General features: G+C 63.9%; 25 protein-coding genes. 13 read left to right on the forward strand and 12 right to left on the reverse strand.

Annotated features, from left to right (window positions below):
• Positions 1–157: 157 nt before the first annotated feature.
• Both AC4PTT_RS16355 and AC4PTT_RS16360 read right to left on the reverse strand, forming a co-directional pair.
• Positions 158–1,156, reverse strand: coding sequence for a bifunctional riboflavin kinase/FAD synthetase (locus tag AC4PTT_RS16355; protein ID WP_492161659.1), 999 nt, complete (start codon positions 1,154–1,156; stop codon positions 158–160).
• Positions 1,157–1,168: 12 nt separating this feature from the next.
• Positions 1,169–2,029, reverse strand: a complete 861-nt coding sequence (locus tag AC4PTT_RS16360; RefSeq protein WP_113154329.1) for a TIGR01459 family HAD-type hydrolase — start codon at positions 2,027–2,029, stop codon at positions 1,169–1,171.
• Positions 2,030–2,266: 237 nt separating this feature from the next.
• Between AC4PTT_RS16360 and AC4PTT_RS16365 the strand changes: the two genes are divergently transcribed.
• The 4 genes from AC4PTT_RS16365 to hisG all read left to right on the forward strand — a co-directional run bounded on the left by AC4PTT_RS16365 (position 2,267) and on the right by hisG (position 7,780).
• The gene (locus tag AC4PTT_RS16365) at positions 2,267–4,198 is read left to right on the forward strand and encodes a TadE/TadG family type IV pilus assembly protein (protein ID WP_475079224.1); all 1,932 of its coding nucleotides are present in this window, start codon (positions 2,267–2,269) and stop codon (positions 4,196–4,198) included.
• Positions 4,199–4,288: 90 nt separating this feature from the next.
• Positions 4,289–5,758: a histidine--tRNA ligase gene (gene hisS / locus AC4PTT_RS16370; RefSeq protein ID WP_113154327.1), complete on the forward strand. Its 1,470-nt coding sequence runs from the start codon at positions 4,289–4,291 to the stop codon at positions 5,756–5,758.
• Positions 5,759–5,969: 211 nt separating this feature from the next.
• The gene (locus tag AC4PTT_RS16375) at positions 5,970–7,091 is read left to right on the forward strand and encodes an ATP phosphoribosyltransferase regulatory subunit (RefSeq protein WP_492161660.1); all 1,122 of its coding nucleotides are present in this window, start codon (positions 5,970–5,972) and stop codon (positions 7,089–7,091) included.
• Positions 7,088–7,780, forward strand: coding sequence for an ATP phosphoribosyltransferase (hisG, locus tag AC4PTT_RS16380; protein ID WP_206544718.1), 693 nt, complete (start codon positions 7,088–7,090; stop codon positions 7,778–7,780). Before AC4PTT_RS16375 ends, hisG begins: the two co-directional genes overlap by 4 nt.
• Before the next feature lie 127 nt (positions 7,781–7,907).
• Here hisG and AC4PTT_RS16385 read toward each other — a convergent pair whose 3' ends face one another.
• From AC4PTT_RS16385 to AC4PTT_RS16395, 3 genes are read right to left on the reverse strand one after another with little or no spacing between them, the layout of a single operon-like run.
• A complete protein-coding gene (locus AC4PTT_RS16385) occupies positions 7,908–9,104 on the reverse strand; it encodes an MFS transporter (RefSeq protein ID WP_492161661.1) in 1,197 nt (398 codons plus the stop codon).
• A gap of 41 nt (positions 9,105–9,145) precedes the next feature.
• Positions 9,146–9,460 carry an ArsR/SmtB family transcription factor gene (locus AC4PTT_RS16390; protein ID WP_113154323.1) on the reverse strand — a complete coding sequence of 105 codons (315 nt, stop codon included), beginning with the start codon at positions 9,458–9,460 and terminating at the stop codon, positions 9,146–9,148.
• 59 nt (positions 9,461–9,519) lie between these two features.
• Positions 9,520–10,779, reverse strand: a complete 1,260-nt coding sequence (locus tag AC4PTT_RS16395) for a DNA recombination protein RmuC (RefSeq protein ID WP_492161662.1) — start codon at positions 10,777–10,779, stop codon at positions 9,520–9,522.
• A gap of 209 nt (positions 10,780–10,988) precedes the next feature.
• Here AC4PTT_RS16395 and def point away from each other — a divergent pair, with 209 nt between their 5' ends.
• From def to truA, 4 genes are all read left to right on the forward strand, one after another.
• Positions 10,989–11,519, forward strand: a complete 531-nt coding sequence (gene def / locus AC4PTT_RS16400; protein WP_113154321.1) for a peptide deformylase — start codon at positions 10,989–10,991, stop codon at positions 11,517–11,519.
• A 137-nt stretch (positions 11,520–11,656) separates the two neighbouring features.
• Positions 11,657–12,592 (forward strand): methionyl-tRNA formyltransferase, encoded by a 936-nt coding sequence (gene fmt / locus AC4PTT_RS16405; RefSeq protein ID WP_492161663.1) that lies wholly within the window; start codon positions 11,657–11,659, stop codon positions 12,590–12,592.
• Entirely contained in the window at positions 12,589–13,092 is a 504-nt protein-coding gene (locus AC4PTT_RS16410) for a GNAT family N-acetyltransferase (protein WP_492161664.1), read from the forward strand. Before fmt ends, AC4PTT_RS16410 begins: the two co-directional genes overlap by 4 nt.
• Before the next feature lie 2 nt (positions 13,093–13,094).
• Positions 13,095–13,838, forward strand: coding sequence for a tRNA pseudouridine(38-40) synthase TruA (truA, locus tag AC4PTT_RS16415; protein WP_206547144.1), 744 nt, complete (start codon positions 13,095–13,097; stop codon positions 13,836–13,838).
• Positions 13,839–13,840: 2 nt separating this feature from the next.
• Here truA and AC4PTT_RS16420 read toward each other — a convergent pair whose 3' ends face one another.
• The gene (locus tag AC4PTT_RS16420; protein WP_206547142.1) at positions 13,841–14,380 is read right to left on the reverse strand and encodes an Lrp/AsnC family transcriptional regulator; all 540 of its coding nucleotides are present in this window, start codon (positions 14,378–14,380) and stop codon (positions 13,841–13,843) included.
• Between the two features lie 51 nt (positions 14,381–14,431).
• Between AC4PTT_RS16420 and AC4PTT_RS16425 the strand changes: the two genes are divergently transcribed.
• Positions 14,432–15,607, forward strand: a complete 1,176-nt coding sequence (locus AC4PTT_RS16425; RefSeq protein ID WP_492161665.1) for an MFS transporter — start codon at positions 14,432–14,434, stop codon at positions 15,605–15,607.
• 74 nt (positions 15,608–15,681) lie between these two features.
• Positions 15,682–18,078: a DUF3772 domain-containing protein gene (locus tag AC4PTT_RS16430; protein WP_492161666.1), complete on the forward strand. Its 2,397-nt coding sequence runs from the start codon at positions 15,682–15,684 to the stop codon at positions 18,076–18,078.
• 40 nt (positions 18,079–18,118) lie between these two features.
• On the opposite strand, the gene AC4PTT_RS16435 is transcribed toward AC4PTT_RS16430, so the two are convergent.
• The 4 genes from AC4PTT_RS16435 to dapD form a co-directional block, all read right to left on the reverse strand.
• Positions 18,119–18,712: a transporter gene (locus AC4PTT_RS16435; protein ID WP_206544709.1), complete on the reverse strand. Its 594-nt coding sequence runs from the start codon at positions 18,710–18,712 to the stop codon at positions 18,119–18,121.
• 2 nt (positions 18,713–18,714) lie between these two features.
• Positions 18,715–19,902 (reverse strand): succinyl-diaminopimelate desuccinylase, encoded by a 1,188-nt coding sequence (dapE, locus tag AC4PTT_RS16440; protein WP_492161667.1) that lies wholly within the window; start codon positions 19,900–19,902, stop codon positions 18,715–18,717.
• Between the two features lie 61 nt (positions 19,903–19,963).
• Positions 19,964–20,335 carry a DUF805 domain-containing protein gene (locus tag AC4PTT_RS16445; RefSeq protein WP_113154312.1) on the reverse strand — a complete coding sequence of 124 codons (372 nt, stop codon included), beginning with the start codon at positions 20,333–20,335 and terminating at the stop codon, positions 19,964–19,966.
• Between the two features lie 20 nt (positions 20,336–20,355).
• Positions 20,356–21,210, reverse strand: a complete 855-nt coding sequence (dapD, locus tag AC4PTT_RS16450; protein WP_113154311.1) for a 2,3,4,5-tetrahydropyridine-2,6-dicarboxylate N-succinyltransferase — start codon at positions 21,208–21,210, stop codon at positions 20,356–20,358.
• A gap of 175 nt (positions 21,211–21,385) precedes the next feature.
• On the opposite strand from dapD, the gene AC4PTT_RS16455 reads away from it, so the two are divergent.
• The 3 genes from AC4PTT_RS16455 to AC4PTT_RS16465 are packed head-to-tail and all read left to right on the forward strand — an operon-like array spanning position 21,386 to position 23,236.
• Entirely contained in the window at positions 21,386–22,225 is an 840-nt protein-coding gene (locus AC4PTT_RS16455; protein ID WP_113154310.1) for an LOG family protein, read from the forward strand.
• A gap of 17 nt (positions 22,226–22,242) precedes the next feature.
• Complete coding sequence (locus AC4PTT_RS16460) at positions 22,243–22,647, forward strand: DUF2946 family protein (RefSeq protein ID WP_206993850.1); 405 nt, start codon at positions 22,243–22,245, stop codon at positions 22,645–22,647.
• 52 nt (positions 22,648–22,699) lie between these two features.
• The gene (locus tag AC4PTT_RS16465; protein WP_206547135.1) at positions 22,700–23,236 is read left to right on the forward strand and encodes a copper chaperone PCu(A)C; all 537 of its coding nucleotides are present in this window, start codon (positions 22,700–22,702) and stop codon (positions 23,234–23,236) included.
• A 98-nt stretch (positions 23,237–23,334) separates the two neighbouring features.
• Here AC4PTT_RS16465 and AC4PTT_RS16470 read toward each other — a convergent pair whose 3' ends face one another.
• Together AC4PTT_RS16470 and AC4PTT_RS16475 are read right to left on the reverse strand one after the other, a co-directional pair.
• A complete protein-coding gene (locus tag AC4PTT_RS16470) occupies positions 23,335–24,033 on the reverse strand; it encodes a pyrimidine 5'-nucleotidase (RefSeq protein ID WP_492161668.1) in 699 nt (232 codons plus the stop codon).
• Positions 24,034–24,126: 93 nt separating this feature from the next.
• Positions 24,127–24,324 carry a hypothetical protein gene (locus AC4PTT_RS16475; protein WP_206544705.1) on the reverse strand — a complete coding sequence of 66 codons (198 nt, stop codon included), beginning with the start codon at positions 24,322–24,324 and terminating at the stop codon, positions 24,127–24,129.
• Between the last annotated feature and the right edge of the window lie 29 nt (positions 24,325–24,353).

Here is a 24,353-nt window from a genome sequence, read left to right on the forward strand (position 1 = left end):
CGTTTGACGCGCGACAAACCCCGGACCTTCCGCGACGCTCAGGCCGCACGGAAGGCCGGGCCAATAATTCGTATGGCAATCGGTATGAAACCGGCGCGTGTCATCATGGGAACGGCTTTTAGCCGAGGCGGGCCGAAGAATAAAGAGGCGATTGGCGTCAGCCGGCCAGCCCGTCGAACGCCAGCGCCAGATCGAGCGGCCCATGGGGTTTGACATCGCCAAGCAATGCGCGCGCTTCCGCCTCGTCGCGCTTCATCTGCGCGATCAGCGGATCAAGCCCGTCGAATTTCACCTCGCCGCGCAGAAAGCCGAACAGCGAAACCGAGCAGGTTTCGCCGTAAAGATCGCCGTCGAAATCGAACAGGAAGGTTTCGAGCAACGGCGCGCCATCTTCGGTCACCGTCGGGCGGCGGCCAAAACTCGCCACGCCATTGTGCAGGCTGCCATCGGCGCGGCGAAACCGCACCGCATAGATGCCGTGGCGCAGCTCCGCATCCGGCGCGAGCGCCATATTGGCGGTGGGAAAGCCCAGCGTGCGGCCAAGCTTCTGCCCGCCGGTCACCTCTGCCTCCACCGTAAAGCGATAGCCCAGAAGCCCGGCAGCCTCCGCCACCTCGCCCCCGGCCAGAAGGCCACGGATGCGGCTTGATGAAATGACCGCCCCGCCCTCGTCGGAATAGGCGTCGACTACCGTGACGCCAAAACCATTGTCCCGTCCGGCCCCGGCCAGCACCGCCGGCGTGCCGCTGCGGTTCTTGCCAAAATGGAAATCGAAGCCCGTCACCACATGCGAGATGCCGAGCCCGTCGACCAGAACCGTTTTCACGAAATCCTGCGGCGACAGGCCGGAGAAGGCACGGTCGAACGCCTGCTCGACCACGGCGTCAAAGCCCAGCGCGCCCAGAAGCCGCGCCTTCATCGGCGCGGGCGTGAGCCGAAAGAGCGGAACGTCCGGTCGAAACACCTGGCGCGGATGCGGCTCGAAAGTGAGCACCAGCGCCGGCACGTTTTCACGCGCGGCGATTTCCAGCGCAGGCTCAAGCACCGACTGGTGCCCGCGATGCACGCCATCGAAATTGCCGATGGCCACCACCCCGCCGCGCAGCGCGGCAGGCAGGCCTTTCACATCGGCAATGCGTTCGATCAGACCGGCCACGCGCAAACCCTGCTATTTGAGCCGTGGAATGGCCGCGACGGGATTGTGGCCATGGGTTTCCAGGAACGCGGCGAGGCGCTCGGCCTCCGGTCCCTGGCCATTGCCATATTCGCGCGCATGAATGCCGTCGGTGACGAACAGCACGTCGATGCCATACTGATCCGCGCCCTTCACGTCTGTCAGCACGCCATCGCCGATGGCCAGCGCCTTGTCGCGTTCAAGCTCACGTCCCATGATCTCGCCCGCCGCCTTGAACGCAGCCTCGTAGATCGGGCGATGCGGTTTGCCCGCAATCAGCGTGCGCCCGCCAAGAAGACCGTAATCGCGCGCCAGCGCGCCGGCGCACCAGATGAGCCGGTCGCCACGCTCGACAATGATGTCGGGATTGGCGCAGATGAAAGGCAGATCGCGCATCCGAAGGCGCTCGAGCATCTGCGCATAATCTTCAGGCGTCTCGTTCTCGTCGTCGAACAGGCCCGTGCAAACGACGCCGGACGCCTCGAAATCCTCGACCAGCTCCACGTCGATCCCGTCGAAAATCGCATGATCGCGGTCAGGCCCGATGTAAAAAAGCCGGCGCGGGGCGCTACGGATCAGATCGCGCGTCACATCGCCGGACGTCACCACCCGGTCCCACGCGTCATCGGGAACGCCGAGCACGCCAAGCTGCTCTTCGACGCCCTGATGCGGCCGCGGCGAATTGGTGATCAGCACCACCGCCTTGCCGGCGGCCCGCGCCCGCGATAACGCGGCGCACGCTTCGGGAAAAATGGAAACGCCGTTGTGGATCACGCCCCAGACGTCGCAGAGAACGGCATCGTAAGAGCCGGTAAGGCGGTCGAGCGTGTCGATAATCTGAGGTGCTTGCGGCATGGGGGAAATATTCGTCTCAAGCATTGGGAGGTCCGGTGAGAAAAGCGCAGGCCCGGAATTATCGGATGCGGGCTTCACTGTCACCCGGTTTTATCACCGCACCCCGGAACTGTCACACATTCGAACAGTGCGGTTAACCTGCCGGGAACCACAAAAACCGACGCGATCGCACCGGTTACGACCGGTTAAGCACTCTACGTGGATGTTTAGCCAGCACTGTAACTTGGGGTGGCACAAATGCTCAGGAATTTCGTGCATGACCGTCGCGGCAATTTCGCCATGATGACGGCGCTGATGATGGCGCCGATCATGGGTGTGACCGCGCTCGCAATCGACTACAGCCAGGTTTCCCGCCAGCGACAGATGACGCTCAACGCGCTCGACGCTGCGGGCATCGCCACGGCCCGATATCTGACGCAGGGCGCGACCGACGCCGAGGCCGAGGCCTATGCGAAAGACTTCTTCAGGGCCAATCTCGGCGGCGTGAAACCCGAAAACGCGACACTCCTGATCACCCTGCCGAACCAGAACACTGGCGGCGGCACGCTGAAGCTGGAAGCGCAGCTCAAATATGCACCGATCTTTTTTCCGGTGTTTCAGAAGCTGCGCGGAGAAAACCCGGGCGGCGACACGACGATCGACTTCAAGGCCCAGAGCGAGGTTCGGCTGAAGAACACGCTGGAAGTCGCACTCGTGCTCGATAACTCCGGCTCCATGGGCTACACCGGCACCGGCTCCTCCGAAAAACGCCTCGCCATCCTGAAAAGCGCCGCCAAGGAACTGGTCAAGACCATCGCAAAGGAAGGCGCGCAGATGAAGCAGGTGCAAAAGCCGGTTCAGTTCGGCGTCGTGCCCTTCGCCGCTTCGGTCAATGTCGGCCCGGACAACGCAACCGCCACATGGATGGACACCGACGGTCGCTCGCCGATCCATCACGAAAATTTCGACTGGTCGACCATGGCTGCGTTCGATGCGGAAAAGCGCGTCGAACAGAGCAACGGTATTTATTACAAGCGCGGCGAAAACTGGGGCGCTGAAGCCGGCCAGAAGGTCACCCGTTTCACGCTTTACGACGACATCAAGCGCGTTTCCAGCGAGACGACAGAGCGTTCCTATGAATGCGTCGAGTACCGCAGAAACGGCTCGTGCAGGCGATACGGCACAGTCTACAAGACGGTCCGTACTCATGACTCCTTCGCCAGCTGGGGCGGATGCGTGGAGATGCGGCCCTATCCCCTCAACATCAACGATGCTCCTGCCGATCGCACCAGGCCCGAAACGCTCTTCGTGCCCATGTTCGCACCGGACGAAACAGACAAGACCGACGGCAACCGCCGCCCGGCCAACAACAACTGGTGGGAGGACTTCACCAGCAATTACACCAGCGCGTCCTACGATCAGGCCTATATGCCGAAATACTTCAGCGAAGAATACAAAACCCGCGCCATGGGCATGGACGAAGGGCCGAATGCAAGTTGCAGCACCAAGCCCATCACGGCGCTGACCGATGTGGGCTCGACCACGGGGCTCAACACGATCTACACCGCCATCGACGCGATGGAAGCCAATGGCGCGACCAATGTGACCGAGGGGCTGGCATGGGGCTGGCGGGTCGTTTCGGGACGCGCGCCCTTTTCCGAAGGGCGCCCCGACAACGAGACGGGCAATGACAAGGTGGTCATCGTGCTGACCGATGGCGCAAACACCTATTACACGCCCGGCAGCATCAGAGCACAGGATTATTCCGGCCCCTATGCCAGCCGGGGCGGCAATGATCTGGCCGGTTCCAGATCGATCTATTCGAACTATGGCTATGTGCGAAACCGCGCCGGCGACAGCCGCCTCTTCGATGGAGCAACCGGTGCAAGCAGCTATGACTATTCCAACGGCAACTACTCCAAAGCCATGACCTCCCATATGAGTGCGATCTGCGAGAATGCGAAGTCGGACAAGATCATGGTCATGACCGTCGCACTGGACCTTGATGCGACCGACGCCAATGAGAAAAAGCAGATCGACGCACTCAAAACCTGCTCCTCCGAGTCGCGCACCCGCAAGGACGGCAATGGCAAGCCGGTTAAGCTTTTCTGGAACGCCACCAGCGGCGATCTGGACGACGCCTTCAAGGCCATTGGCGACGAACTCTCCAACCTGCGCATTGTCGGCTGACGCCGCCCTTGCCGCTTTGGCCATGATCGGTTAGGACAGCCGCGCCCCCTTCCGGGCGCGGTTTTCTTCATTTTACGGACGGATTTCGACATGGCTAAAAAGGCTGACAAGACCCGGGCGAGGCTCCCACGCGGCTTTGTCGACCGCCATGCGAGCGACATTCGCGCCGTCGAAGAGATGAACGCGCGGATCCGCGAGGTCTATGAGCGTTACGGTTTCGACCCGATCGAGACCCCGATCTTCGAATACACCGATGCGCTGGGCAAGTTCCTGCCTGATCAGGACCGGCCCAATGAAGGCGTGTTCTCGCTGCAGGACGACGACGAGCAGTGGCTTTCGCTGCGCTACGATCTGACCGCCCCGCTGGCGCGTCACGTGGCCGAGAATTTCAACGACATCCAGCTTCCCTACCGCACCTACCGGGCGGGTTATGTGTTCCGCAACGAGAAGCCGGGACCGGGCCGTTTCCGCCAGTTCATGCAGTTCGACGCCGACACGGTGGGCGCGCCGGGCGTGGCCGCCGATGCCGAGATGTGCATGATGATGGCCGATGTGATGGAAGCGCTGGGCATTGCGCGCGGCGACTATGTGATCCGCGTCAACAACCGCAAGGTTCTCGACGGCGTGATGGAAGCCATTGGCGTTTCCGAAGACGGCCAGAAGCTGACCGTGCTGCGCGCCATCGACAAGCTGGACAAGTTCGGACCGGAAGGCGTGAAACTGCTTCTCGGCCCCGGTCGCTGGGACGGCGGCAAGGAAGGCGAAGGCGACTTCACGAAGGGCGCCGGGCTGGATGATGCAAACGCACAGATCGTTCTCGACTACATCGACGGCAAGGCCGGTGGTCTCGAGAACCCGACCTTCCAGTCGGGCGCTTCCGAACTGGCGCAGATCGAAAGCCTGTGCCGCGCAGCCGGCTACGATGAGAGCCGCATCAGCATCGACCCCTCCGTCGTGCGCGGCCTCGAATATTACACCGGTCCCGTTTTCGAGGCCGAGCTGACCGCCGAAATCCCCAATGAGAAGGGCGATATCGTGCGCTTCGGCTCCGTTGGCGGCGGCGGGCGTTATGACGGGCTCGTGTCGCGCTTCCGTGGCCAGCCGGTTCCGGCAACGGGTTTCTCCATCGGCGTATCGCGCCTGATGACGGCGCTGAAGAACCTCGGCAAGCTCGGTCAGGACCCCGTACTGCCGCCCGTGCTCGTCACCGTCATGGACGGCGACACCGAAGCCATGGCGAAATACCAGCAGTTCACGCAGAAACTGCGCGCTGCCGGCATTCGCGCCGAGATGTATCAGGGCAACTGGAAGAAATTCGGCAACCAGCTGAAATATGCCGACCGGCGCGGCAGCCCGGTCGCCATCATTCAGGGGGCGGACGAGCGCGCCAATGGCGAGATCCAGATCAAGGACCTGCTTGAGGGCAAGCGGCTCTCCGCCGAGATCGAAAGCAATGAAGAATGGCGCGAGGCGCGCGTGGCGCAGCTGACCGTCAGCGAAGACGAGCTGGTGGATGCGGTGCGCAAGATGCTCGCCGCACAGGCCGGCGAGGCGGCGTGATGACAGCCGCCATCGCAAGTTTCAGCAGCGCAGCGCTCGCCCCTCACCCTTACCCTCTCCCCGCCAGCGGGGAGAGGGAGACATCAACCTTGCGGCCATCTTCCTTCTCCCCGCAGGCGGGGAGAAGGTGCCGGCAGGCGGATGAGGGGCAGCGCCGACGCCAGATATCGTGCGAAAACCTTGCCCGCAGCGTGAGGCGGGAGATCGCCCGATGACCTTGCGTGCACCCGACTTCGCCGACGAGATCGTCACGATCTTCGAAGAACGCGATGCGGCGCTGACCGACATCGCCATCATCCAGCCGGCCGATCCGTTTCTGGACATGGCCGGCGAGGATCTGCGCCGCCGCATCTTCCTGACGGAGAGCGAGACCGGAGCCAATCTTTGCCTCAGGCCGGAATTCACCATTCCCGTCTGCCGCGACCACATCGACAAGCGCGCCGCCACGCCGCAGCGCTATGCCTATCTGGGCGAGGTGTTCCGCCAGCAGCGCGAAGGCGGTGCGGAATTCCTTCAGGCAGGCATTGAGGATCTGGGCACAAGCGACCGGGCGGGAGCCGATGCGCGTTCGCTGGCCGATGCGCATGCGCTTCTGACACGCGTTCTGCCGGGCGAGACACTGTCCGTGACGCTTGGCGATCAGGCGGTGTTTGAAGCGGTGCTGGCGGCCCTTGGCCTGCCGCGCGGCTGGCAGATGCGCCTCACCCGCGCCTTCGGCTCGCAGACGCTTTTACAGGCGGCGCTCGACGACCTCGCCAATCCGCAGGGCACGGCCAATCTGCCGCGCGCGATTGCCGGTCTGGTGGCGCGGGGCGATGAGGCAGCCCTTGCCGAACATGTCGGCACGGTCATGGAAGAGACCGGCCTTTCGCCATCCGCCGGGCGCACGCCCGAAGAGATCGCCCGCCGCCTGATCGAAAAGGCCGAGCTGCGCAGCGTTCGGCTGACGGACGAGGCGATGAGCGCGCTCAAGGCGTTCGTCTCCCTGCGCGTGCCCTTTGCCGAGGCCGGCGAACGGCTTTCGGCCTTCGCCGCCGACAACGGGCTGATCCTCGACGACGCGCTCGAAACCTTTGCAGCGCGTGCCGAACGCATCGAGGCCGAGGGCCTGCCGCTCGACGCACTGACCTATGACGCCGGCTTTGGCCGTCCGCTCGATTACTACACCGGTTTCGTGTTCGAGATCGCCGCTTCGGATGCAGTGCAGCCGCTGGCTGGCGGCGGGCGCTATGACCGGCTCCTGACGCTTCTGGGCGCAGAGACGCCCATTCCCGGCGTCGGCTTTTCCATCTGGCTCGATCGCGTTGCAGCACTCAGGGAGACGGCGGCATGAGCATCACCATCGCCCTGCCCTCCAAGGGCCGCCTCAAGGAAAACGCGCTGGCCCAGCTCGAAAAGGCCGGCCTGACCGTTCACCTGCCGGAAAACGACCGCAGCTACCGCGCGACGCTGGAAGGCGTCGACGGGGTGGAGATCGCGTTCCTATCCGCATCCGAAATCGCCCGTGAGCTGGAGCGCGGCACGGTCGACCTCGGCGTGACCGGCGAAGATCTTGTGCGCGAAACCATTCCCGACTGGGAACGCAAGGTGGAGATCGCCGCGCGGCTGGGCTTTGGCCGGGCAGACGTGGTGGTTGCGGTGCCGGAAGTCTGGTTCGACGTGGCCACCATGGCCGATCTGGACGATGTGGCCGCCGATTTCCGCCACCGTCACGGACGCCGCCTGCGGATTGCCACGAAATACTGGCGGCTGACGCAGCAGTTCTTCTCGCAGAAGCACGGCATTCAGGTCTACCGCATCGTGGAGAGCCTCGGCGCGACCGAAGGTGCGCCGGCAGCCGGTTCCGCCGACATCATCGTCGACATCACCTCGACCGGCTCGACGCTCGACGCCAATCACCTGAAGGTGCTCGACGATGGCGTGATCCTGCGTTCCGAAGCCTGCCTCGTGGCAGCGCTGCGCGAGCGTCCGGCAGCCGACGCCGCGGCGCTGGAAGCGCTGACGGCCCGCTTCTCGGTCTAGAGTTCTTGCGCAATTCCGGACGGAAAACCGGTTCCCGTTTTTCCTGGAATTGCTCTGGACATTTCACAGCCAGCGATTTTTCCCGTTTTCGCGAGAATTCGGGAAAAATCGCGGGAATTCGCTCGTTTTAATGCGTTTTCGGAAATTTTGGGCGGGCCATGAAAGAGGCCGTCCAGAACGCCCCCACCATCACCAGCGTGGCTGCGAAGGCGAGCATCAGATAGAGATCATAGCCGCCGCTTGCCGCCCACAGCGCGGCGACGCCCAGCGGGGCCAGCGCCTCGATCGTGCGTGACGGCGTGATGAGCGCGCCGTTGATCGCGCCATAGGCCTCGCGGCTCAGCATTTCGGGAACGGCAAGGCCGCGCACAATGGTCATCATGCCATTGGCTGCGCCGTAAACGGCTGCAATCGCCGCGATCAGAAGCACGTGCGGCGGCGCGAAGGCATAGCCCAGAAGCACCAGCGGAAACACCGCGACCATGGCAGCGCCGATGAGGCGTACGGGCGCATTGGGCGCAAACGTCCAGATCACGATGCGGCCAGCCACCTGCGCCGGGCCGATGACCGCGACGATGCTCACCACTTCGGCGGCACTCAGCCCCCGCTCCAGAAGCAGCGGATAGATGTGGAAGCTCAGGCTGGAGAACACCCCGGCGTAAAGCACCAGGAACAGCGCCAGCGCCCAGAACACCGGCTGACGAAACGCCCAGAACACCGCTTCGCGCCCGTTCATGACCGGCCGCGCGCCTTCGGCTGCCGGCTCCTTCGGCCTGTCGCGGGCAGGATCGATCACCGCAAAATAGAGGCTCGCGCACACAAAGGCGTTGATCGCGCCCAGCACCATCAGCGCACCGCGCCAGCCAAGCGTCGCGATGAGCCATTGCACCAGCGGCACGAAGACCGTGCTGGCAAAACCGCCCCACAGGGTGAGCGCAGTGATGGCGCGCCGCGCCTCAAGCGCACCGACGCGGCGGGCCAGCACCGCAAAGGCCGGCTCGTAAAGCGTTGCCGCCTGAAGCCCGCCGAGCAGCGGCACAACCACATAGAAGAAGGCGATGCTGTCGACCTGCGACCACAGGAGATAGAGGAGCCCCGCCGTCAGCGATGCGCCGCTCATGACCCAGCGCCCATAGCCCCGGTCGATGGCCGCGCCAACCGGAAAGGCGGCGAAGGCTGCCAGAAGAAGCCCCGCCGTCGCACCGCCGTAAAGAAGCGGCTTCGACCAGCCGAGTTCGACGCGCATGGCTTCGGCAATGAGCGGGAAACTGTAGAAGATCGAGCCCCAGGAACAGATCTGCGCGATGCCGAGCGCCGTAATCATGCGCCTGTATCCAGGCTCAGCGGTCCGGGCGCGCGCCATCGTCAGTTTTCCCCGGAGCTCTGGGGCTGGCAGCTTTCGACACAGCATTCGTCCACGAGATAACCGATCAGTGCATGCATGGCCGGGTAATGCGCCCGGCAGATAAGCGTGGTGCCCTGCCGCTCGCGCGTGATGAGGCCGGTTTCCAGAAGCTTCTTGCAATGATGCGAAAGGGTGGAGGCGGGCATGGAGAGCCGCTCCTGCAACCCGCCGACGGGCATGCCCTCGCCACCCGCACGCACAAGCATGCGGTAGATGCGCAACCGCACCGGATTGCCGAGCGCTTCAAGCTGGGAGGATGCGGTTTCAAGTTCCATGGTACGGACGCCTAAATCCCAGCGCCCGCACTGTCAATCTTATTTCGAAAATATTCGAACTATTCATCCACGACGCGCAGGCGTAGCTGGCCGGAGCCGTGACCGCCCTCGCCGGTCGGCGGTTTTGGCGCAAGGCGATTGTCGTCCTTTGCCGGTTTCTCCGCCTCGCCCGCGCCCAGTTCCAGCGCCTCGATCTTCTCGCCGCGCCTGGTGACCTTTTCGGTCGAGGTCAGGATCTGATCGATGTCGCGGTTGGCCTGCATGAAATGGGTTTGCAGCTTGCGCACCCTTTCATCAAGCCGGCCCACATCCTGCATCAGCCGCACCACCTCGGCCTGAATCAGATGCGCCTGCTCACGCATGCGCGCATCCTTGAGCACTGCCTGAATCACCTGGATCGACAGCATGAGCAGCGACGGAGAAACGATCACCACGCGGGCGCGGTGGGCGCGCTGAACGAGGTTTTCGAAGTTCTCGTGGATCTCGGCGAAGATCGATTCCGAGGGCACGAACATGAACGCCGTGTCCTGCGTCTCTCCGGTGAGGAGGTATTTTTCCGAAATCGCCCTGATATGCACATCGATATCGCGCCGGAACGCCGCCTCCGCCCCCTTGCGCGCTTCGGGACTGCCGCCCTCGCCTTCCGAGGCGGCGCGAATGGCGTTCCACGCCTCAAGCGGAAACTTGGCGTCGATCACCAGCGACGGCGCGTCATTGGGCATCTTCACCACGCAGTCGGGCCGGCTGCCATTGGAGAGCGTGGCCTGAAACTCATAGGCCCCATGCGGAAGACCATCGGCAATGATCGCCTCCATGCGAGACTGGCCGAACGCCCCGCGCGTCTGCTTGTTGGAGAGGATCTGCTGGAGCTGCACCACCTGGCCGGCAAGCGACTGGATGTTGTTCTGTGCGGTATCAATGACCGCCAGCCGCTCCTGCAGCTTCGCCAGGTTCTCATGCGTCGACTTGGTCTGCTGATGGATCGACTGGCCAAGGCGCGTGCTCATGCCATCAAGCCGCTCCGACAGGGCGCGGGTGAGTTCGGCCTGCCGGTTGCCGAACACTTCGGCAATCGACCCCATGCGCCCCTGCAACTCGGCCTGCGCCCGTGTGAGCTCGACCATGCGCGCCTCGGCCTCGCGGGCATGTTGCGCCGCTTCCGCGGCTGCGACCGCGCGCGCCCGTGCAGCGCGCCAGAGCCCGGCGATCAGCAGGACCATGAGACCAAAGAGCAGAGCGCCGCCAGCCAGCAACAGCTGCCCCAGCGTGAAGGTGCTCGCGCCGAGCTGCGCCACCGGTGCTGCGAAAATGTCGGACATCTGCTTTATCCCGCCATGTTGGAAGCATGGGGCCGAAAGGTGAAAACCGGGTTCGGCTATTCCGATGCTCGCTCAATAATTTGGATCATCCTTTGCGCGTCCGAACGGGACACAGGGCGATCTGGTGGATTCGGGATAGCACTATAAGATCAAAACGTGAACAGCCATTGTGTATTGACGTTCCGCCGGTCAGGGCTTACCTGACAGCCATGACCATCAAACCGCTTGTTCTTCTTCCGGACCCGATCCTGCGCGAAACCTCCAAATCGGTGGAGCGCTTTGACGATCAGTTGCGCACATTTGCCGACGACATGCTGGCGACCATGTATGACGCGCCGGGCATCGGCCTTGCCGCCATTCAGGTTGGCGAGCCGCTTCGCATGCTGGTGATCGACGTTGCCGAGAAGGACGAAGAGCCGGCTCCGCTCGTGGTCATCAACCCCGAGATCGTGGCCAGCACCGATGCGCGCAACGTGCATGAGGAAGGCTGCCTTTCCATCCCCGATTACTATGCCGAGGTGGAACGCCCGGCCGGCGTGACGGTGAACTACTTCGATGTCGACGGCAAAGAGCAGACGGTGGAAGCCGACGGCCTGCTCGCCACCTGCCTGCAGCACGAGATCGACCATCTGAACGGCGTTCTGTTCATCGACTATCTGTCGAAGCTGAAGCGCGACATGGTGGTGCGCAAGTTCAGGAAACTCGCCAAGGACCGCCCGCCCGCGCGCATGGTCGGCTGACGCCGCCCCTCTGCTGCCGCGACCGATACGGGCATTTCCGCCTGCGGGGCTTGACCTTCAACCGGTAAATCCGCTTCAAGCACCCGCATGGGCGCTGATGCGCTCATTTCGTTTACTGGACGCATCGGACACGCGGCATGGCACTTCGTCTCATCTTCATGGGCACACCGGATTTCTCGGTCGCCACCCTTCAGGCGCTGGCCGGGGCCGGTCACGAAATCGTGGCCGTCTACTCCCAGCCGCCGCGCCCCGCCGGACGGCGCGGGCTTGAGCTGACCAAATCGCCCGTGCACCGCGCCGCCGAAGAGCTGGGCATCGAGGTGCGCACGCCCAAATCGCTGAAGAGCGAGGAAGAACAGGCAGAGTTCAGCGCGCTCAATGCGGATGCGGCGATTGTCGTTGCCTATGGCCTGCTGCTGCCCAAAGCCATTCTGGAAGGCACGCGCCTTGGCTGCTTCAACGGCCATGCCTCGCTTCTGCCGCGCTGGCGCGGCGCGGCTCCGATCCAGCGCGCGATCATGGCCGGCGATGCAGAAACCGGCATGATGGTGATGAAGATGGACGAGGGGCTGGACACCGGCCCCGTCGCCATGACGGAGCGCCTTGCCATCACCCCCGACATGACCGGCGGCGAACTGCATGACGCCATGCGCGAAACAGGCGCGGCGCTGATGGTGAAGGCGATGGATGCGCTTGAGAAAGGCGCGCTTGAACTCACGCCGCAGCCCGAAGACGGCGCGACCTACGCCAGGAAGATCCTGAAAGACGAGACACGGGTGGACTGGTCCCGTCCCGCGAAGGAAGTGCACGATCACATTCGCGGGCTCTCGCCCTTCCCCGGCGCATGGTGCGAAATGCAGTTCGGCAGCAAGCCGGAACGCGTGAAACTTTTGCGCACGGTGCTCGCCGGCGGCGAAGGCGCGCCCGGTGAGGCGCTGGACGACACGCTGACGATTGCCTGCGGCGATGGCGCGGTGCGGCTGAGCGAAGTGCAGCGCGCCGGTGGCAAGCCGATGAAGGCGGTGGACTTCCTGCGGGGCGCGAAGCTCGAGAAGGGGACCGTGCTCCCATGAGCGCCATCACCATCCGCCCGGAGACTGAGGCCGACCGCGATGCGGTTCATGCCCTGCTGACCGCCGCCTTTGACGGCGATGGCGAGGCCGGGCTTGTTGCCGCTCTTCACGCGGCGGGTGACGCCGTGCTGGCGCTGGTGGCCGAAGCCGATGACGGCGCGATCTGCGGTCATGTGCTTTTCTCGCGCCTGACCGTCGAGAGTGACGGCGGCAGCTTTCCGGCGGTGGCGCTCGCGCCGCTTGCCGTTCTGCCGGAGCACCAGCGGCAGGGCATCGGCGCGCGGCTTGTCGAGGAAGCGCATCGGCGTCTCAGAGCTGCCGGCGAGACGCTTTCCATCGTGCTCGGCGAGCCGGCCTATTACGGACGTTTCGGCTACACGCATGAGGATGCAGCCGCCTTCGACAGCGACTATCAGTGCGCAGCGCTGCAGGCCGCCCTTTGGGGCGCGACACCAACAACAGGACGGCTGGTCTACGCACCGGCCTTTGGCGGGCTCTGACCATGGCGCGTTTTCGCATCGACATCGAATATGATGGCGGCCCCTATTTCGGCTGGCAGCGGCAGGCCACGCATCATTCCGTGCAGGCCGCGCTGGAGAACGCCATTCTGGCCTTTTCCGGTGAGACGGTTACGCTGTTTGGCGCAGGACGCACCGACACCGGCGTGCATGCGCTGGCGCAGGTGGCCCACTTCAACCTGACGCGTGAATGGACCGCGCGCACCGTGCAAAACGCCATAAATGCGCGGCTGGCCATGGCCAAGGAAACCGTGGCCGTGATCGAGGCCGCCGAGGTGGCCGACGACTTCGACGCCCGGTTTTCCGCCAGGGCGCGCCATTATCTCTATCGCATTCACAACCGCCGCCCGCCGCTGACGGTGGACCGCGCCCATGCCTGGCATGTGGCCGCGCCGCTGGATGTGGACGCCATGAACGAGGCGGCGCAGCGGCTGATCGGCACGCATGACTTCACCACGTTCCGCGCGGCCCAGTGTCAGGCAAAGAGCCCGATCAAGACGCTGGAAAAGCTCGACGTGACCCGTGACGGCGCGTTTGTGGAGATCCGCGCCTCGGCCCGCTCTTTCCTGCACAACCAAGTGCGCTCCTTCGCCGGAACGCTGAAGCGTGTAGGCGAAGGCGGCTGGGACGCAGACGCGGTGACGCGGGCGCTGGAAGCACGCGACCGCAAGGCCTGCGGCCCGGTGGCGCCCCCGCATGGGCTCTACCTGACGCAGGTGGACTATTAGGGTCAGACAATCTCGGCGGGCCGCGCGGCTTTCGGCACCGGCCAGGATGGCGTGATGCCCGGCTGCGGCGGGCGCTCCAGATAGGTGGAGAGCACCACATAGCTGCGTGTCGCCTTGACGCCGGGCGTGTCGTAGAGCCGGGCGAGCAGCCCTTCGAGCGCGCGCGTGGAAGCGGCCCGCACCTTCAGGAGCATGCAGGCGTCTCCCGCCACCGAATGCACTTCCTCCACCTCGGGACATTCGGCAATCGCCATCAGCGCCGGCGTCTTGCCCCAGCCGCTTGTGTCGACGTGAATGAAGGCCAGCAGCCCCTTGCCCACCGCGCCGGGATCGATGAGCGCGGCCATCCGGCGGATCGCGCCGCTTTTCTTCAACCGTTTCACGCGCTCATGCGCGGCAGGTGCGGAAAGGCCCACCCGCTTGCCCAGCTCCGCGTAGCTGACCGTCGCGTCTTCGACCAAGACGGCTAATATTTTTCGGTCCATGGGGTCGAGCTGCTGGGTTGCGGAGGCCAGCGCGTGAATATCATCTGTTTCTTTCATGGTTCGGCAAATTCCGATTGAAGCTTAATTTGGTTCGGACATTATGCGCATATGTCGAAGCTCAATCAAACACCTGTCGATGGCGACCTGGCGCTTGCGCTGGACACGCGCATTCCGCCAACAGTCTTTCTGCTCACCGGCTGCGTGGCGGTGATCGGCTGCAATTCGCTTGTTCTTTCGCCCATCGCGCCGGAAGTGTCGCGCTCTCTTGGCGCGTCGGCTCAGGGCGTCATGATCGCCTCGGCGGCGTTCGGTCTGGGCACGGCGGGCAGCGCCCTTTTCCTTGCCCGCCACATCGACCGGCTGGGAGCGTGGCGCATGCTGCGGATGGCTTTTGCCGTTCTGGCGGTCGCGCTGGGCGTCAGCGCCGTCGCGCCGCTGCTGGCCGTTCTGGTGGCGGCGCAACTCGTCGCGGGCCTTGCGTCCGGCATCGCGCTGCCGGCGATCTACACCAATGCGGCGACCGTCGCTCCTTCAGGGCGCGAGACCGAAACGGTCGGCATCGTCCTGACCGGCTGGACCCTGAGCCTCGTGGCGGGCGTCTCCCTTTCGGCGGTTCTGGCGGACATGCTGCACTGGCGCGCGGTGTTTGCGCTGGTCTGCCTTCTGGCGGTGGGGGCCTTTCTCGTGCTCGCCTTCAACGGCCGCCGGGACACGCTTTCCGAGGAGCCCGCCATGGCTCCGCTGGCGGCCCTGCGCACGCCGGGGCTCGTGCCGCTGCTTCTGGCCTGCGGCGCGTTCATGGGCTCCTTCTATGGCGTCTACGCCTATGTCGGCGACCATCTGGCCAATGCGCTCGGCAAGCCGGTCAGCGCCAACGGGCTGCTGACGCTGGTCTACGGTCTCGGTTTCGGGGCGGCGGTTCTGCTCGACAGGCCGGTGCAGAATCTGGGTGTCCGCAATCTCCTGCCTTTCGCCTTCGCCTTTGTGGCGGCGGTCTATCTGGCGATCCTCTGGGGTGCGGACAGTTTCGAGACCCTGCTCGCCATTGCCTTCGTCTGGGGGCTGGCGAACCATCTGGGCCTCAACATGCTGATTGTCCGGCTGACCGGCATCGCGCCCACGCGCCGGGGCGCGATCATGGGGCTGAACAGCGCCACGACCTATATCGCCGCCTTTGCCGGGACGCTCGCTTTCGGGCCGGTCTATGCGGGGTTCGGGCTTGGAGCGACGGCGGCAGTGGCCGCTCTTCTGATGCTGTTTGCGGCCATCGCCGCTGCGCGCTGACCGGGGGCTGCGCCTTGTTCATGGTCCCGATTGCGGGCACTATGCCCTGACTGCATTCGCAATCGGGGTACGCCATGCATCGATTTTGGACCGGGTTCCTGATCCTTCTTCTGCTCGTCACCCCCATCCGGACAGCCGCCGCACAGGTGCAGACCGACACGCCGCCGGACATCGACACGCTGATGATAAGGTGGGATGCTTCGGCTGCCCGCGCGGAAGAAGCGCTCAGAAACCGGCGGGCTTCCACCGATGCGCTTGAAGCGCTGAGGACCGAAATTGCGGGGCAGCGCACAGAAGCGTTCGAGATTATCGAGCGCGGCGACATTCTCACGCTCACCCTGCAGGCGCAGCTTGATGCGCTCGGCCCGCCACCGGCTGACGGCGCGGAGGAAACACCCGCCATCGCCGCCCGCCGCGCCGAGCTGACGGAAGCGTTTGACGCCGCCAACAAGCCGATCCTTGCCGCAAAACAGGCCTTCAACCGCGCCGAAGTGCTGATCGACGAGATCGACAAGCTGATACGCTCACGCCAGCGAACGGACCTGTTCGAGCGCATTCCCTCGCCGCTTGTGCCAACCCGCTGGCTGCCCGCCTTTGCAGAACTGGGCGACTATCTGAGTGGCGTTGCAAGCGAGGTTTCCGGCGCAGTGCGCGACCCGACGCGCGGCCTGCTTTCGCGCCAGCGCATCCCGATCGCGCTGGCGCTTTTCGGCGGCAGTCTGGTGATGCTGCTGGCGATCCAGCCATTCATTCTGCGCCGGATGGATGCCGGGGTGAATGCCGCGATCCGCCCGATCCGGCGCAACCTGCTGCTCGGCCTTTCGCTGGCGCTCCGCTTTATTCTGCCGCTGATTGCCGGCCTGCTCTTCTTCGGCGCATTCGCCAGCCTCGGGCTGACGCTCTATGAAGGGCGCTCGCTCAACACGATTGCGCTAACGCTGCCCATGTTGCTGGTGTTCTCATACTGGCTGGGCCATGCGCTTTTCGCCCCCACGCTGCCCGGTTTTCGCTTTGTTGAAATGTCCGACAGGGCGGCCCGGACCGCGACCCGTATCTGCCTTGGGCTCGGCGGCATGCTGGCGCTGGAAATCATGCTGGAGCAGATGGAGAAGGACTACAGTTTTGCGCCGGAAACACGCTCTGTTCTGGCAACCACGGTGGTCCTTCTGGGAAGCCTGCTCCTGTGGAGACTGGCTTCGCTTCTGGCCAGATCGGACAAACCGCCGGAAGAATCCACCGCGCGCACAGATGCGGACCATGAGGACGCCACGGCGTTTCATCCCCGCGCGCTGATCGCCTATCTGATCCGCCTTGCCGCCATTGCCGCCGTCGTTTTTTCCCTTGCGGGCTATGTGGAAATCGCCCGCGATGCACTCGGTCCCATGATCCGCTCGCTCGGCCTGCTTGGCGTGGCGCTTGCCGTCTACCGGCTGCTTGTCTCGGCCTCGCACATCGCGGTTCGCGAGGAGAAGGCCGTCTCCTCGCTGATGCCTTTTGCGGCCGCCACCATCGTGGCGCTTGCCACGCTGCCGCTGTTCGCCCTGATCTGGGGCGCGCGGGAGGCCGACATCTCCGATGTCTGGATCCTGCTGACCGAGGGTGTCGAGTTCGGCGGCACCCGAATTTCATTCGGCGTGGTGGTGATGCTCGTCGCCATCTTCGTGATCGGCGTGATCCTGACGCGCTGGCTTCAGCGCATGCTGAGCACGACCGTTCTGCCCAAGACACGCCTCGACAGCGGCGGGCGCAATGCGGTGGTGACCGGGCTTGGCTATGTGGGCATCACGCTATCCGCACTGATCGCGGTGTCGACAGCCGGGCTTGACCTTTCGAGCATCACCATCGTTGCCGGCGCGCTTTCGGTGGGCATCGGCTTTGGCCTGCAGGCCATCGTGTCGAACTTCATTTCAGGCATCATTCTCCTGATCGAGCGGCCCATCAAGGAAGGCGACTGGATCGAGGTGGCCGGCAACTCGGGCATCGTGCGCAAGATTTCCGTGCGTTCCACCCGCATCGAAACCTTCGACCGGCACGAGGTGATCGTGCCCAATGCAGACCTGATCGCCGGCACCGTGACCAACATGACCCTGAGCAGCCACACGGGGCGGCTGATCGTGCCGGTGGGTGTCGCCTATGGCAGTGATCTGGAAAAGACGCGCGAAATCCTTTTGGAGAAAGCGCGGGCGCACCGGCTGGTGCTGAAATATCCGGAACCGGTGGTGCTGTTCATGGGGCTCGGCGAAAGCGCGCTCGACTTCGAGCTGCGCTGCTTCGTCAACGACGTCTATTCCGTGCTGTCGGCCAGATCGGATCTCCTGTTCGAGATCTACAGGGCGCTGAGCGAAGCAGGCATCGAGATACCCTTCCCGCAACGCGATGTGAGCCTGCGCAATGTGGGTGACATTGTCGATGCGGTGACAGCCAGACGCGATGGCGGACAGGCGCCGAAACCCGCGCCCGACCCTGCCTAGGGTCAGGACCCTAGAAAGGCTTCACGGGCTGCTTCAGACCCTAGCCTGCGCGCGTCAGCCCCAGAAGCCCCTCAAAGGTGAACAGAACGCCGAGCGAGGCTGCGAACATGGCCGCGAAGACGGCGGAAGCGACGGCTGGCCCCTTGCCGATGGCCGCATTCGTCAGACGCCAGGAGAGCACAAGCGTGCCGATGAAGATGACGAAGGTGAGAAGATTGGCGAGTTCCGCCGCAGCCGGGATGAACAGGCGGATCAGCATGGCCGGCAGCGTGATCCACGAAAAAAGCGCGGACGCCCAGTTGCTCGCCACCACATAGTGCACAAAACGGTCCGCAATGCCCGCCGGCCGCGCCACCAGCGCGAGAATGGCGAACGGGATGACCCAGGTGGCAATATCCGTGACCATCAGGCGGTTGAAGAGCGCGAACCGGGCCGCGACAACCTCGCCGCCCGCCAGCTCGTTTGAGATGGTCACCCACCCGACCACAAGCGGCGGGAAGGCGACCAGAATGGCGAAGAAGGAATTCCAGAACCCGTCAGCCGACAGGTCGAGCAGGCGCAGCCCCTCGGAACGCCCCATCATCATGCGCCAGACGCCGGCAAAATACTGCTGGATCTCGGCAAAGGACGGCATTGTCAGGCGAACCAGTCTTCAAGGAAGCGCAGATAAATCTGCGTGAGGGTTTCCAGATCGGCCAGCGCAACGCGCTCGTCGACCATGTGCATGGTCTGTCCGACAAGGCCGAACTCGACCACCGGGCAATAATCCTTGATGAAACGCGCATCCGACGTGCCGCCGGACGTGGAAAGCTCGGGCCGCGCGCCCACGACGGCTTCGACCGAAGCCGAAAGGGTTGCGACCAGCCTGTCATCACGCGTCAGGAAGACCGGGCTTGGCCGGCCGAGCCATTCGATGTCGAAATCCACCGGCTCTTCCGCATTGCCGCGCAGGCGGTTTGCGGCTGCGGCGCGATCCAGCCGGTTGTGGATTTCGGCCTGCAGGCTTTCCGCGCTCCACGTGTCGTTGAAGCGAATGTTGAAAACAGCGCTTGCGCGCGCCGGGATCACATTGGTGGCCTTGTTGCCGACATCGACCGTGGTCACTTCCAGATTGCTTGGCTGAAAATCCTTCGTGCCTTCATCGAAGGGCTGTTCGAGCAGCGCCTCGAGGAGCTGCATAAGCCCCGGCACCGGATTGTCTGCGCGGTGCGGATAGGCCACATGGCCCTGACGCCCGTTGACGGTGATGCGGCCGGACAGCGACCCGCGACGGCCGATCTTGATCATGTCGCCGAGCGCATCGGGATTGGTCGGCTCACCGACGATGGAGGCATCCCATTTCTCGCCGCGTTCTGCGGCCCATTCCAGAAGCTTCACCGTGCCATTGATGGCCGGGCCTTCCTCATCGCCCGTGATGAGGAACGAAACGGAGCCCTTCGGCTTGCCATGGGTTTTCACATAGCGCGCAAGCGCGGCGACGAAACAGGCAATGCCGCCCTTCATGTCCACCGCGCCACGGCCATACATCTGGCCATCGGCAATCGCGGCGGCAAAGGGCGGGTGCTTCCAGGCGGCTTCATCGCCCGGCGGAACCACATCCGTGTGCCCGGCAAACATCAGATGCGGGCCGTCTCCGGCAAGCTTGCCGTAGAGATTCTCAATGTCGGGGGTGCCATCCTCGGAGAAGACGGGACGCTCGACCGTGCAGTCCAGCGCCTTCAACATGCCCTGAAGCACGGAAAGCGCCTGACCTTCGACCGGCGTGACGGAAGGACAGCGGATTAGCTCGGCGAGATTCGCCGCGGGATCGGTAGGCAGTGTCATAGGTGAGAGGGATAATCCAACCGCGCGCGGCTGTCACGCAGCAAGACGCCGCCACCGCCCTCTATTGCTTCGGCGCGTTGGTCCGCTCGCCATATTCGTTTGCGCCAGGATCGCCCGGATAGAGACACAGGACGATAAAGGCGAGGATCGAAACCATCGGAACGAAAAGTGCGAAGGCGAACATGCCGGACTTTCCGAAATCGTGCAGGCGCTTGACGCCAAGCGCGACCGAGGAGAATGCCGACAGCATGAACATGCCCCAGAAGAGCAATGCCCACACGCCGCTGGCGCCGCTGCCTTCCGGCGCCAGGGTGAAGCGGTAAAGCACAAGGGCCTGCAGGACCGCCAGAAGCAGCCCCGCCAGAAAGAAAGCCGCGCGGCTGACCCGTCCGGAGAAACCCAGGAACAGCCATGAGATCTGATTCTTGGTCATCGCGCCGCTCCGCCTGCCCGTTAGTCGCGCAGGAGTTCGTTGATCGAGGTCTTGGAGCGTGTCTTCTCGTCGACACGCTTCACGATCACCGCGCAGTAAAGGCCGGGACCAGGCTCGCCATTGCCCATGGGCTTGCCGGGCATGGAGCCGGCGACTACCACCGAATAGGGCGGCACTTCGCCATAGAAGATCTCGCCCGTGGCGCGATCGACGATCTTGGTCGACTTGCCGATATAGACACCCATGCCGAGCACCGAGCCTTCGCGCACGATGCAGCCTTCGACCACTTCCGAACGCGCGCCGATGAAGCAGTTGTCCTCGATGATGGTCGGGCCGGCCTGCATGGGCTCAAGCACGCCGCCAATGCCAACGCCGCCGGAAAGGTGGACGTTCTTGCCGATCTGCGCGCAGGAGCCGACGGTCGCCCAGGTGTCGACCATGGTGCCCTCGCCCACATAAGCGCCGAGATTGACGAAGGACGGCATCAGGACAACGCCCGGCGCGATAAAGGCCGAGTGCCGCACAACGGCGTTGGGCACGGCGCGGAAACCGGCCTTCTCGAACTCATTGGCGCTCCAGCCATCGAACTTGGAGGCAACCTTGTCCCACCAGACCGCATCGCCCGGTCCGCCCTTGATGATCTGCATCGGGTTGAGACGGAAGGAAAGAAGGACCGCCTTCTTGAGCCACTGGTTCACCTTCCAGGAGCCATCCTCCTGACGCTCTGCGACGCGGGCCTTGCCGCTGTCGAGCAGACCGAGAGAGGCTTCGACGGCCTCGCGGATCTCACCACGGGTCTCAGTCGAAACGCCGTCGCGCTCTTCGAATGCGTTTTCGATTGTCTTTTCCAGCGCGGCGACATCGATGTTCGTCATGCTTGCGGCTCCATTGAACAAGCTGTTAAGGGCTCAGCCATAAGTTTGGGAGAAGGACCCAAGGCCGGCGCGGAAACTATGCGAAGCGCGTGTGGCGGTCAATCACGGGATCGCGCGCCAGCGCGGCAAAGCACCGAAGGCCAGAGTACCGAAGGACGGAGACAGGAACAGGAACATGAAAACCAAAGACGAGAATGGCTGGACGCCTCTGCCGCATTCCGACGAGGATCTGCGCCGCGCCCGCCAGGTGCCCGATACGCCCCAGACCCGCGCGGACACCTATCGCCTCGCCTGGAATGACGAAGACTTCATGACGCGGCGCGAGCTGCGGCCCGTGCGCCTACAGCTGGAGCTCTTGAAGCCCGAAATGGTGCTGGCCGAGCGTGGCATCCGCTCGACCGTGATCCTGTTCGGCGGCGCGCGCCTGCCCGAGCCCGGCGGTGACGCCTGGGCGGCCAAGAACGAGACGCAGCGCAAGAACCTCGAAAAGAACAGCCGCTACTATGAAGAGGCGCGCAAATTCGCGCGGCTGTGCTCGGAAGAATCGGCAAAATCCTATTACCGCGAATATGTTGTGGTGACGGGCGGTGGCCCCGGCGTGATGGAAGCCGGCAATCGCGGTGCTGCCGATTGCGGCGCGCCCTCCATCGGTCTCAACATCGTGCTGCCGCATGAGCAGGCGCCGAACGTCTATGTGACACCGGAACTCTGCTTCAACTTCCACTATTTCGCGATCCGCAAGATGCATTTCATGATGCGCGCGAAAGCCGTGGCCGTGTTCCCCGGCGGTTTTGGCACGATGGACGAGCTGTTCGAATCCCTGACGCTGATCCAGACCGGCCGCATGGAGCGGGTGCCTGTCATTCTGTTCGGCAAGGAATTCTGGGAAGGCGCGATCGACCTCGGCTTCCTCGCCGAGCAGGGCACCATCTCCCCCGGTGACGACGAGCTGATCACCTTCGTCGACACGGCAGAGGAAGCCTGGGAAAAGATCTCCGCGTTCTACGAACTGTGAGAAGCTGATCAAAACGCATGAAGGCAAGCCCTGCCGACACGAGCTGGTTTGAAAGCCTGCGCCGCGATGCGAAGCTTTTCGCGGTCGTGGGCCTTCTTTCGCTCGTCATGGGCCTGTTGCAGCCGCTCGCAGTGGCGGCTGCCGCCCCGGCCTCCTACGGCTTCGTCATCTGCACGACCTACGGGGTCGGCAAGGCGGCTGACGGGAACCGCCAGCACCCGCGAAACGCCGAGTGCCCGCTTTGCCTGACAGGGCATTCCTGCAGTTTTCAGTTTGCACCGGCAACGCCGCCGCTTCCCGTGACCGCGCTTCAGACACCGGCGCGCGAACGCAGCATTCGCATCGCATGGCGGCAACCTGCCCGCCTCCCGACACGGGGCGACACGCCGCCCTCGATCCGCGCACCGCCCCTGACTGCCTGACACCGCCAAACCGGGCTTCGGCCCTTTGAAAGATCAGACAGAAAGACAGACAATGCGCTTCAACATTCTCCTCGCGGCTGCAGCCGCCCTGCCCCTTCTTGCATTCAACGCCAGTGCGGAAAGCACGCCAAAGGCGGACGCGGCGACAAGCGAAACCGCCGACGCCACGATGAGCCACGCCATTCAGGCCGGCGACCTCAGGATCAGCGATCCGTGGGTGCGCGCGATGCTGCCCGGCCAGCCCGCAGGCGGTGGCTATCTGGTGATCGAGAACACCGGCGCGGAAGACGACACGCTCACGGCCCTCGCCTCGCCGCGCGCCGGCAAGGTGGAAATCCACACGATGGAAATGAACAATGACGTGATGGTGATGCGCCCGGTTGAAGGCGGCCTGACCATTCCGGCCGGTGAGAGCGTGACGCTGGAGCCCGGCGGCCTGCACATCATGTTCATGCAGGTGGAGAAGGGTTTTCAGGAAGGCGAGACCGTTCCGGTGACGCTGGAATTCGAGAAGGCCGGCAAGGTGGAACTCGAGCTCATGGCCGGGCCGGCGCGTGGCGGCATGCCCGAAGCGGGGCACAACCACTAGCAACGACGCTCCTGCCATTAGAGCCCTTGGGGCAAAAGTCATTGGGGCAGAAGCCACCGGGCGGGGCGTGATCGCGCCCGCCCGCTTTTCGTTCGGGATCAGACCCGGATGTTCTTCAGGAAATCGGTGAGATTGTCGGTGACGAAATCGACATCGTCTTCTTCATCCGGGTCCTGTTCCCAGATTTCCGCGAACGCCGGTTCGAAATTGTTGGGCACCACGAGAACCGTGGTCATGCCGAGTTTCTTCGGAACGGCCAGATTGCGGGCCAGATCCTCGAACATCACGGCCTTTTCGCCCACCACCCGGTGAAGGGCCAGAAAACGGTCATAGGTGGCCGCAGCCGGCTTGGGCAGAAGGTCGGCGGCGACGATGTCGAAAATATCGTCGAAATGGTCGAGCACGCCGAGCTGGCGCGCCGCACGCTCTGCGTGACCGCGGTCGCCATTGGTGAAGATGAACTTGCGGCCGGGCAGCGCGCGGATCGCATCACCAAGCTTCGGATCGGGATCGAGCCACGAATAGTCGATGTCGTGGACCTTTTCGAGGAAGTCGTCCGGATTGATGTCGTAGCGCTTCATCAGCCCGTTGAGCGTCGTGCCGTATTCCCTGTAGAGATCCTTTTGCAGCGCTCTGGCCTCGGTGCGGTCGAGCTGCAGAAGCTCGGACACATAGGCCGTCATCTTCACATCGATCTGCGAGAACAGATTGCTGTGATGTGGATAGAGCGTGTTGTCGAGGTCAAACACCCAGTCGGTGACGTGGGTGAAGCGGTCGGGAGCGGGCTGGTTTCTCATGCCTCCGTTATGGCAGACCTTCCGCGCCACCGGCAATCCGGTTGCGGGGGTTTTCACCTGCCAGGTGAGCACGTGTCTTGTGCCAGTGCGGCTTCATTGTCCGTCGGATGCCGGGACAGGCAAACGGTCCACGTTCAGTCCCTTTTTGATGCAGAAGGACTGGGTTCGCGAGAGCGTGCCCACGTCCAGGCGGTTCCTCGCATTCTCGCAGGCGCCCGCGCTGTTGAACTCCGCAGACGTCATTCCGACGGTCCGGAAGCCCAGATAGATCGTGACCAGAACGTATTTCATCCTCTGCTCTCCTCGTCTTCAAGAGGGTG

The sequence above is a fragment of the Nitratireductor sp. WH36-1 genome, assembly GCF_058725515.1.